The following is a 9,479-nucleotide window of genomic DNA, read 5'->3' as shown; positions in this document are numbered from 1 at the left end:
TCTTTGGAGCGTTACAATACCCCACTGTTCGCATTTCAGACAGGGGTGTGATGGGGTGCTCGACTTTTCTTCCGGTCCAATAACTTCCTGATCACAGTGTATTTTCGCCGGTTGTCGGGGGGGGGCCGGGGCACATTCCGGGCGTTCCGTTCGTTGACTTCGCAGGGTCGAGATTTACGGTGGCTGATATGAGCTATGTCCCCGAACGGCAGAGGTCCGATGGGCTCGCCAAGCACGGCGTCCGCGCGCTGTCCTCGGCGGTACTGATCGGCTCCATCACCGCGGTGATGTGGGTGCTGGAGGCGATCGACTACACGATGAACGGGTGGCTGGACCGGTACGGCATCCAGCCGCGCGCCGTGAACGATCTTCCCGACATCTTCACCGCGCCGTTCATGCACGGCGGGTTCGGGCACCTGATGGCGAACACCGTCCCGTTCCTGATCCTCGGGTTCATCGCGGCGGCGCGCGGCATCGCGAAGTTCCTGGCCATGAGCCTGATCGTGATCGTGGTCGGCGGGCTCGGCGTGTGGTTCACCAGCTCCGCCAACACGCTCGGGTCCAGCATCCTGATCTTCGGCTTCTTCGGCTACCTGCTGGGCCGCGGGGTCTTCGAGCGGCGCCTGCTCGACATCGGGATCGCCATCGCGGTCGTCGCCGTCTACGGGACGATGCTGCTCGGCGTCATCCCCGGCGAGCCCGGCATCTCGTGGCAGGGGCACCTGTTCGGGCTGATCGGCGGCGTCCTCGGGGCCTGGTTCCTGCGCCGCAGTTGAACCGCCGGCCCCGGTTCGGCCCCCGGCTCGGGGCGGGCCCTCAGGCGGGCCGGACGGTGACGTCCGCCACGACCGCGTCGCGGGGCGTCTCCAGCGCCGCGACCAGGACCCGCGCCACGGTCGCGGGCGCGGCGAAGTCGTCCTCGGCGTAGGTCCCGCCCTCCTGGGCGCGCACCTTCCGCTGCATCTCCGTGGCCGTCCGCCCCGGGTAGACGGTCGTGACGCGCAGGGACGGCTCCTCGGCGCGCAGCGAGTCGGCAAGGGCGCGCAGGCCGAACTTGCTCGCCGCGTATGCCGACCACTGCGGGTTGGCGCGCAGGCCGGCGGTCGAGTTGACGAAGACGACGTGCCCCTCGGCGGCGCGCAGCGCGGGCAGCAGCAGGCGGGTCAGCTCCGCCGCGGACACCAGGTTGACCGACAGGTGCTCGATCCACTCGTCCGCCTCGGTGTCCGCCACCGGCCCGAGGTGCACCATGCCGGCGGTGTGGACGACGCCGTCCAGCCGCGCGGGCATCCCGGCCATGGCCAGCGACGCCTCGATGCGGCGCGGCTCCCGCAGGTCCAGCGGGATCGTGCTGATGGCCGCGCTCCGCGGCGGCGGCGGTACCGCGCCCGGGTTGATGACCTGCGTGGGGGCGTTCGCGCCGCCGCGCAGTGCCGTCTCCAGCTTGTGGAGCCGCTCGGGTGAGCGGCCGGTCAGCACGAGGTCGTGCCCGCGTTCGCGGAGCAGCTCGGCCACCGCCGTCCCGATGCCGCCGGTCGCCCCCGTGATCACATACGTGCCCATGGCCGTCCATTCTGATCGATCCCCTACCTGGGTGGACGCCCGGGGCGGCCGCCCGGTTCGGGGTCCGGCCGGTGCGCCGGTGCCTCAGTTCGGGTTCTGGGTGGGGCGCAGGACGCGGGTGGCCCCCGCGATGAGGGCGGTGGCGAGCACCCAACCCGTCGTGACCAGCCCGTACGCCACCCAGCGGGACCAGTTCACGGCGTCGTACGACAGCTGCTGCCCGAACGTGTCGAGCGGGATCAGCAGGTCCAGGGTGTAGATCAGCGCGTGGAACGCCGGCAGCTCGTCCTTCGGCTTCACCGGGCGCGGATGCTCGATCGAGAACACCGTCGTCCCGGTGGCGAGCAGCGCCGCGAACCACGCGAACGCCAGCCAGGGCCGGTAGCCGAACCCGACCGTCCAGTCCAGGACGTGGTTCCACGCCTTGCCGACCGGGTTCAGCATGCGGCGGCGGGCGCGGAGCTTGGCGAGCTGCACCTTGCGGGCGAGGTCGTCGTGGCCGATGCCGTGGTACCAGGACGCGAGCTGCTCGTACGGCTGGAGGTGGAACTCCTCGTCCCGGGAGACCCAGTCGAGGCGGTCCTTGAACTCGGCGCCGCGCAGTGTCTGGTACGTCATGCCGTTCAGGTACAGCTCGTCCGGCCAGACGGACGGATGGTCCATGATCAGCTCGATGCGGGAGTACGACAGCGACACCCGGCCCTCGATCTTGTCCTCCGGCCAGAGCAGCAGCTCGTCGGCCTGGATGTGGCTGGCGTGCAGCGCCATCCGCTCGGGGTCGCCGGAGTCGAGCCGCGCCCGGGAGAACGACAGGATGCCGTTGAAGCGGCCGCTGCGCAGCCGCATGGTGCCGACCGCGGTGAATCCGCGGCTGAACTCGGCGGCGTCCTCCACGACCATGTTCTGGGCGTCCAGCGCGAGGCGGCCGGGGTTGCTGAGGGTGGTGCCCTCCATGAACAGGCCGCCGTTCATCCGGGCGCCGACGAAGCGGACCCCGCCGGTGATGTGCGCGTTCCGGATGAAGGTGCCGACCTCCACGACGAGGCCGCCGCTGAACAGCGCCCACTCGTCCGGGTCGGACGCGGTGATCGTCGTCCCGTTCATCCGCAGGCCCCCGGCGAGCTGCGCCCGCGGCAGCCGGACCTGGCCCTCGATCTCCGACCCGGACAGGCTGAGGTAGCCGTCCGCGCGCAGGCCGCCGCCGTCGAAGCCCGGCATCCGGCAGTCGGCGAAGCGCAGCTCCCGGGTCGCGGCGTTGGAGAAGTCGGGCTGCTCGACCAGCCGGCAGTTCTCCAGCCGCAGTTCGTACTCGACCGAGCCGCCCGAGACGTCCATCGTCCCCGTGACGTAGGCGCCGCGCAGGCGCACGGCCGCGACCATGCCGGGACGCGGTTCCTCGGCGCCGAGCAGCAGCCGGGTGATGATCTCGGCGCGGACCATGCGTTCGGGGAGCGGGCCGGCGGGCCGGTCGTCGCCGAGCACGACGGTCGCGCCGGTGGGAAACGCGGCCCAGAGGCGCCGTTCCGCGTCGTTGAGTCCGGGGGGTTGGAGCACGGAACCTCTTTCTACGCGGAGATCCCCTCCGCGATCAACCGCGGAGGGGATCCGGTCATCGGCCGGGCCGGGGTCTAGAAGAAGCCCCTGCGGCGCCCGGCGTCCTGCAGGAAGCCGTCGAGCTGCTGCTCCCAGTTGGTGTGCTCGATGCTCGCGTAGTCGACGGTGAAGCGGCTGAACGCGTCGCGCCCTTCGGTGAACACCCCGCCGCGCTTGTCCAGCTCCAGGATGACCTCCATGGACTGGGGGTAGGCGACGAACGTCACCTCCAGCTCCTTGATGCCGCGGGCGTACTGGCTCGGCGGATAGAACTCGATCTCCTGGTAGAACGGCAGTTCCTGGTGCACGCCCCAGATGCGGCCCTTCTCGCAGTCGGCGCCGTGGAACCGGAAGCCGAGGTTGGCGAACGCGGCGAGGATGCGCTCCTGGGCGGGCAGGGGGTGCACGGCGATCGGGTCGAGGTCGCCCGGGTCGAGCGCCCCCGCGACCTCCAGCTCGGTCGCGACGCCGACCGTGGTGCCGCGCAGCGCCTGCCCGTACATGTGGGTGAGGGGCGCCTCCCACGGGACGGGCATCTGGAACGGGACGCTGTGCCGGGCGCCCTCCTGAAGGGTGAAACCGCCCGCCACCGGCAGCTTGGCGTACTCCAGGTTCGAGCTGTACTCGTTGTCGCCGGACTCCACCTCGACCCTGGTGCGCAGGGCGAGGTTCACCGCCTTGATGTCGGAGTTGTACTGGCCGCCGATGATGGTGACCTCACCAGTGACCACGCCCCCCGGCGTGGTGTTCGGGTTGTGCAGGACCGTTTCGATCGACGGGCCGCCGATGCCGATCGCCTGCCGCAGCTTCTTGAAGACCAAGGTCCGTCCCTCCCTGAGCGAGCGCGCTCCCGAGCGCTCTTTACGTCCCATAGACGCTGTCACGGGAGATTACGTTCCGGGAAGGCGTCGTGACCTGCGAATCGCCGGGTCGTCCCGGTCTCAGTGGCCGCCGCCGCCCGCCAGATTGAGGCCGACGACCCCGATGATGATGAACGCCAGCGCGATGATCTTCGTGGCGGACACCTGGTCGCCCATGACCAGCATGCCCAGCGCCGCCGTGCCGACCGCGCCGATGCCGACCCACACCGCGTAGGCGGTGCCCACGTCGAGGGTCTTCAGGGCGAGGCTGAGCAGGCCGAAACTGGTCACGGCGAAGAAGAGGAAGCCGGCGGACGGCAGTACCTCGGTGAAGCCCTTGCTCGCCTTCAGGCACAGGGCCATCGCGACCTCGAAGAGACCGGCGACGATGAGGAGGATCCAGGCCATGGGTTCTGCTCCCGGGGACGAGACGGCGTTGGCACGCGCCGTCTTCGCCTGCCGGGTACGGCGCACCTCGTCCGGGAGGACCGGGGCCCTCACCAGCGTGAACGCGACCGCCCGGCCGGGTGTTCCCGTCCCGGTCGGTTGATGCGATGAGGGAGCGGGGCCGCCGCTCCCTCATCGCGCCAACGGCTCAGGAGCGGCCGAGCGCGCGGTACTCCCAGCCCGCCGACCGCCACCGCGCCGCGTCGAGGGCGTGCCGGCCGTCCACGATGCGCCGGTGCCCGACGACCTCGGCCAGCGCCTCCGGCTCCACCTCCCGGAAGACCGACCATTCGGTGAGCAGGACGACGACGTCGGCGTCCTCGGCGACCTCGAACGCGCCGTCGCCGTACCGCAGGTCGGGGAAGGCGTGGCGGGCGTTGCCGAGCGCCGCCGGGTCGTAGACGCGGACGTCGCCGCCGAGCCCGTGCAGGGTGTGCGCCACGTCCAGCGCGGGCGCGTCGCGGATGTCGTCGGAGTTGGGCTTGAACGCGGCGCCCCACGCGGCGATCCGCTTGCCGGCGACGGTGCCGCCGAGGACCTCGCGGACGAGGTCGACGGTGCGGGCGCGGCGGCGCCGGTTGATGGCGTCCACCTGGCGCAGGAACGACACGGCCTGGCCGACGCCGATCTCCTCGGCGCGGTGCGCGAACGCGCGGATGTCCTTGGGGAGGCAGCCGCCGCCGAAGCCGAGGCCGGGCCGCAGGAACTTGCCGCCGATGCGGTCGTCGAGGGCGAGGGAGTCGGCGAGGTCCTTGATGTCGGCGCCGACCGCCTCGCAGACCTCGGCCATCGCGTTGATGTAGGAGATCTTGGTGGCGAGGAAGGAGTTGGCGGCGACCTTGACGAGCTCGGCCGTGGCGAGGTCGGTGCGGATCACCGGGGTGCCGAGGTCGAGGATCGGTTTGAACGCGGCGCGCAGCCGCTCGTGCGCCCAGTCGGACGCGACGCCGAACACGAGCCGGTCGGGATGCATGGTGTCGTCGACGCCGAAGCCCTCGCGGAGGAACTCGGGGTTCCACGCCAGTTCGACGTCGGTGCCCGCGGGCGCGAGGTCCTGGACGATCCCGGTGAGCCGCTGCGCCGTCCCGACCGGCACGGTGGACTTGCCGACGACGAGGGAGCGGCGGCGCAGGTGCGGCGCGAGGGAGCGGACGGCGGCCTCGACGTAGGTCAGGTCGGCGGCGTCGGAGTCGGGGCGCTGCGGCGTCCCGACGCACAGGAAGTGGACGTCGCCGAACTCGCCGGCCTCCGCGTGGGAGGTGGTGAACCGGAGGCGGCCGGAGTCGAGCGCCTTGGTGAGCAGCTCGGGCAGGCCCGGCTCGAAGATCGGGGCCTCGCCGGCCGCCAGCCGCTCGACCTTCGCGGGGTCGGTGTCCACGCCGAGGACGTCGAAGCCGAGGACGGCCATGCAGATCGCGTGCGTGGCGCCGAGATAGCCGGTTCCGATGACGGTCAGTCTCGGAGCGTCGGAATCCCCCTGTTCCATGCGCACCTCCCTTTGGGTAGCGGTGTTCTCGCCCGACCGATCTTCCCACCGGTGCCCGCGCGGGCGGCGCCGGGTGCCGTGCGGCGGCCCCGTGCGCAGGTCGGGACGTGTGAGTCAGCTCACGCGGCGCGCCCGGACGTGATACCGATGTGGTCTGCTTCCCCCGATTCGCGGTGGTTTAGGGGTGGTCGCCACTAGTTACCAGCGGGTAGCATGATGTGGAGTTACTAACCAGTACGATGCGCGGGGCCGGCCTGGCACCGCAGGACTAAACGGAGTCTCGAATGGGGCACTACAAGAGCAACCTCCGGGACCTGGAGTTCAACCTCTTCGAGGTGTTCAGGCGCCAGGACCTTCTCGGCAGCGGCCCGTACGCCGAGGTGGACGAGGACACCGCGCGCAGCATCCTGGACGAGATGGACCGGCTGGCCGAGGGCCCGCTGGCGGACTCCTTCGAGGACGCCGACCGCAACCCGCCGGAGTACGACCCGGCCACCGGCACCGTCACGATGCCGGAGAGCTTCAAGAAGTCGTACAAGGCGTGGATGGACGCCGAGTGGTACCGCCTGGACCTCGGCCCGGACTTCGGCGGCACCGGTGCCCCGCGCTCCCTGACCTGGGCGGTGGCCGAGCAGGTCCTCGGCGCCAACCCCGCCATCTACATGTTCTCGTCCGGCCCCAGCTTCGCCCAGATCCTCTGGCGCATCGGCACGCCGGAGCAGCGGAAGTTCGCCGAGTTGGCCCGCGAGCGGCAGTGGGGCGCCACGATGGTGCTGACCGAGCCGGACGCTGGCTCCGACGTCGGCGCCGGCCGCGCCAAGGCCGTCGAGCAGCCGGACGGCACCTGGCACATCGAGGGCGTCAAGCGCTTCATCACCTCGGCCGAGCACGACATGTCGGAGAACATCTTCCACCTGGTGCTGGCCCGTCCCGAGGGCGCCGGTCCCGGCACCAAGGGGCTGTCGATGTTCCTCGTCCCCAAGTACCTGGTGGACGTGGAGACCGGTGAGCTCGGCGAGCGCAACGGCGCCTACGTGACCAACGTCGAGAAGAAGATGGGCCTCAAGGTCTCCACGACCTGCGAGCTGACCTTCGGCGAGAAGCACCCGGCGATCGGCTACCTGGTCGGCGGCGTCCACGAGGGCATCAAGCAGATGTTCCTCGTCATCGAGCACGCCCGGATGATGGTCGGCACCAAGGCCATCGCCACCCTGTCCACCGGCTACCTCAACGCGCTGGAGTACGCGAAGGAGCGCGTGCAGGGTGCCGACATGACGCAGATGACGGACAAGACCGCCCCGCGGGTGACGATCACCCACCACCCGGACGTCCGGCGCAGCCTCATGACGCAGAAGGCGTACGCGGAGGGCATGCGCGCCCTGGTCCTGCTCACCTCCACCTACCAGGACGCGGTGCAGGTCGCCCAGCACGAGGGCCGCAAGGACGAGACCGCCGAGAAGGTCAACGACCTGCTGCTGCCGATCGTGAAGGGCTTCGGCTCGGAGCGGGCGTACGCGCTGCTCGGCGCCGAGTCGCTGCAGACCCTCGGCGGCTCCGGCTTCCTGCAGGACTACCCGATCGAGCAGTACATCCGCGACTCCAAGATCGACACCCTGTACGAGGGCACCACCGCGATCCAGGGCCAGGACCTGTTCTTCCGCAAGATCCTCCGGGACAACGGCGAGGCGCTGAAGGTGCTCGCCGGCGAGATCAGGGCCTTCGTCGAGTCGGACGCCGGCAACGGCCGCCTGAAGAACGAGCGCGCCCTGCTCGGCCGCGCCCTGGACGACGTGCAGGGCATCGTCGACCCGATGGTCGGCTGGGCGCTCGCCTCGATGGAGAACCCGAAGGAGCTGTACCGGATCGGCCTCAACGCGACCCGGCTGCTGATGGCCCTCGGCGACCTCATCGTCGGCTGGCTGCTCTGCCGCCAGGCCGAGGTGGCACTCACCGCCCTCGGCGGCGGCGACGTGTCCGACTCCGACAAGGCGTTCTACAACGGCAAGGTCGCGGCCGCGCAGTTCTTCTGCCAGACCGTCCTGCCCCGCCTGGCCGCCGACCGCGCCACCACCGAGTCCACCACCCTCGACCTGATGGACCTCCCCGAAGAGGCGTTCTGATCTCAGCGTCGATCAGCGCATACCCCGCACCGATCCCGCGCTGATCCCGCTGAACGAGTGCCCCCGCCGAGCCCGGCTCGGCGGGGGCACTCGGCGTCCGCGACCCGGCCGAGCGCGCGTCATACCGAGCGCGCGTCATACATCGTCGGGCCCGAAGGGCGCGAGGTAGACCTCGTCGTGCCGGGTCACCCGGAGCCGCGGGTGTTGGGCGGCGGACAGTTCGACGGTGCCCTCCGCGTACAGGACGACGTCGGTGAGGTGTTCCAGGGGCGGCAGTAGACCGAAGTCGCCGTGCGCCAGGGTGAGGGATTCCAGGCCCACGATGTCGCGGAGGCCGTCCAGGCTGCGGACGTCCAGGTTCGACAGGATGAGGCGGCGGACGGGCGTCCCGCTCAGCTGTCCCAGATCCACGTTGGCGGCGGGCCCGGCGAGCTGGAGCAGCTCCCACGATCGCCCGGCGAGCGGCCCTAGATCCATGCCGTTGTCCTCCCAGAGGAGGGCCTCCGTGACGGACGGCAGCCATCGGATGGGCTCGAAGGAGCCCACCCATGCGTAGTCGGTGGTGAGGCGGTGGCGGCGCAGGATCGGCTCAGGCGGCGGGGGCACCGGGGTGTCGGAACCGCACAGTACCCGCCGCCACAGCGGAGTCAGGCTCTCCCAGAACTCGGCCCAGTCGATCGCGTCGTCCCCTGCGACCAACAGCGTCAGTCCGTCCATCCCGTGCCACCCCCGCCCCGCATGGTAGAGCGGCCCGCCTGCGAACCGACGTCGTCGCGACTGGGTGCGGCGCTACCAGGTGGCTGGGAACATGCGGTGTTTGAGGATCGCGTCGACCTGGTCGGCGGCTCGCTTGGTGTCGCCGCAGGGGGCGAGGTAGCCGTGCCGCCCGCGCCCCGCGTCGTAGTACGCCCAGCCGCCTCCGGGGGTGGCGTGGACGCTCACCGCGACGCGAACGTGGTCGTCGGGGCTGAACGCGAACACCCATAGCAGCGGGGGACGACCCGGGAGCTCGTCGGCCTGGTAGAGCTTGACGCAGCGGTAGCTCTTGGCCTGGACGGCGATGGCGAGCAGGTCGAGATTCCGGATCGCGGTGGTGCGCCCCACCCGGGTCCGCCACCGCAGCAGGCGAATGTTCAGCGGGCACAGCGAGCCCATGTGATCTTCCCTTCCTCGTTGAGCAGGCGGACGCCCCAGTCGTGGACGAGTTGCGCCATCAGCAGCAGGCCGCGCCCGCTCTCCGCGTCGTCGTCCTCGCCTTGGACGACGGGCAGGGCGCAGCTCTCGGTAGGGTCGGCCGCGCGGCGAGGTGCCCATGAGGGCCCTTTTCCGCGCGGCCTCCCTCCGAACCGGACGTGCGAGTTTCCCCGCATCCGGCTCTCCAGTGGTTCTTTTGTGAGTTTGACGGTCTGC

At 70.6% G+C, this 9,479-nt stretch carries 10 protein-coding genes and 1 riboswitch; of the genes, 2 read left to right on the top strand and 8 right to left on the bottom strand.

The genetic code is table 11. The features are described from left to right. Positions 1 to 188 precede the first annotated feature (188 nt). The gene (locus E1289_RS33830; protein WP_131987610.1) at positions 189 to 776 is read left to right on the top strand and encodes a rhomboid family intramembrane serine protease; all 588 of its coding nucleotides are present in this window, start codon (positions 189 to 191) and stop codon (positions 774 to 776) included. 40 nt (positions 777 to 816) lie between these two features. Here the strand turns inward: E1289_RS33830 and E1289_RS33825 are convergent, their stop codons facing one another. The 5 genes from E1289_RS33825 to E1289_RS33805 form a co-directional block, all read right to left on the bottom strand. Continuing rightward, a complete protein-coding gene (locus E1289_RS33825) occupies positions 817 to 1,563 on the bottom strand; it encodes an SDR family oxidoreductase (RefSeq protein ID WP_131987608.1) in 747 nt (248 codons plus the stop codon). An 84-nt stretch (positions 1,564 to 1,647) separates the two neighbouring features. After that, on the bottom strand, positions 1,648 to 3,117 hold the full coding sequence (locus tag E1289_RS33820; RefSeq protein WP_131987606.1) for a hypothetical protein: 1,470 nt from the start codon (positions 3,115 to 3,117) through the stop codon (positions 1,648 to 1,650). A gap of 74 nt (positions 3,118 to 3,191) precedes the next feature. Then, positions 3,192 to 3,977 (bottom strand): sporulation protein, encoded by a 786-nt coding sequence (locus E1289_RS33815; protein ID WP_131987604.1) that lies wholly within the window; start codon positions 3,975 to 3,977, stop codon positions 3,192 to 3,194. A gap of 120 nt (positions 3,978 to 4,097) precedes the next feature. Continuing rightward, positions 4,098 to 4,424 carry a multidrug efflux SMR transporter gene (locus tag E1289_RS33810; protein ID WP_131987602.1) on the bottom strand — a complete coding sequence of 109 codons (327 nt, stop codon included), beginning with the start codon at positions 4,422 to 4,424 and terminating at the stop codon, positions 4,098 to 4,100. A 32-nt stretch (positions 4,425 to 4,456) separates the two neighbouring features. Continuing rightward, positions 4,457 to 4,518, bottom strand: a riboswitch (guanidine-III (ykkC-III) riboswitch). A 93-nt stretch (positions 4,519 to 4,611) separates the two neighbouring features. After that, positions 4,612 to 5,949 carry a UDP-glucose/GDP-mannose dehydrogenase family protein gene (locus E1289_RS33805; protein WP_131987600.1) on the bottom strand — a complete coding sequence of 446 codons (1,338 nt, stop codon included), beginning with the start codon at positions 5,947 to 5,949 and terminating at the stop codon, positions 4,612 to 4,614. A 284-nt stretch (positions 5,950 to 6,233) separates the two neighbouring features. On the opposite strand from E1289_RS33805, the gene E1289_RS33800 reads away from it, so the two are divergent. Further along, entirely contained in the window at positions 6,234 to 8,069 is a 1,836-nt protein-coding gene (locus E1289_RS33800) for an acyl-CoA dehydrogenase (protein ID WP_131987598.1), read from the top strand. Between the two features lie 135 nt (positions 8,070 to 8,204). Here the strand turns inward: E1289_RS33800 and E1289_RS33795 are convergent, their stop codons facing one another. The 3 genes from E1289_RS33795 to E1289_RS33785 all read right to left on the bottom strand — a co-directional run. After that, on the bottom strand, positions 8,205 to 8,786 hold the full coding sequence (locus tag E1289_RS33795; protein ID WP_131987596.1) for a hypothetical protein: 582 nt from the start codon (positions 8,784 to 8,786) through the stop codon (positions 8,205 to 8,207). Between the two features lie 72 nt (positions 8,787 to 8,858). Further along, entirely contained in the window at positions 8,859 to 9,224 is a 366-nt protein-coding gene (locus tag E1289_RS33790) for a hypothetical protein (protein WP_131987594.1), read from the bottom strand. Beyond that, positions 9,203 to 9,479, bottom strand: a 277-nt coding sequence (locus E1289_RS33785) for an ATP-binding protein (protein WP_207929326.1), incomplete at its 5' end; no start/stop codon positions are given. The genes E1289_RS33790 and E1289_RS33785, both read right to left, overlap by 22 nt.

Origin of the sequence: Actinomadura sp. 6K520, from assembly GCF_004349245.1 — a bacterium.
Lineage (GTDB): Bacteria > Actinomycetota > Actinomycetes > Streptosporangiales > Streptosporangiaceae > Spirillospora.
Note: the sequence above shows the minus strand (reverse complement) of the source record. Positions and strands in the feature narration are given on the sequence as shown.

What these genes read in the sequence shown, in the direction of transcription:
- E1289_RS33830 (WP_131987610.1), top strand. Translation starts at nt 189, where the DNA reads ATGAGCTATGTCCCCGAACGGCAGAGGTCCGATGGGCTCGCCAAGCAC.
- E1289_RS33825 (WP_131987608.1), bottom strand. Translation starts at nt 1,563, where the DNA reads ATGGGCACGTATGTGATCACGGGGGCGACCGGCGGCATCGGGACGGCG.
- E1289_RS33810 (WP_131987602.1), bottom strand. Translation starts at nt 4,424, where the DNA reads ATGGCCTGGATCCTCCTCATCGTCGCCGGTCTCTTCGAGGTCGCGATG.
- E1289_RS33805 (WP_131987600.1), bottom strand. Translation starts at nt 5,949, where the DNA reads ATGGAACAGGGGGATTCCGACGCTCCGAGACTGACCGTCATCGGAACC.
- E1289_RS33800 (WP_131987598.1), top strand. Translation starts at nt 6,234, where the DNA reads ATGGGGCACTACAAGAGCAACCTCCGGGACCTGGAGTTCAACCTCTTC.
- E1289_RS33795 (WP_131987596.1), bottom strand. Translation starts at nt 8,786, where the DNA reads ATGGACGGACTGACGCTGTTGGTCGCAGGGGACGACGCGATCGACTGG.
- E1289_RS33790 (WP_131987594.1), bottom strand. Translation starts at nt 9,224, where the DNA reads ATGGGCTCGCTGTGCCCGCTGAACATTCGCCTGCTGCGGTGGCGGACC.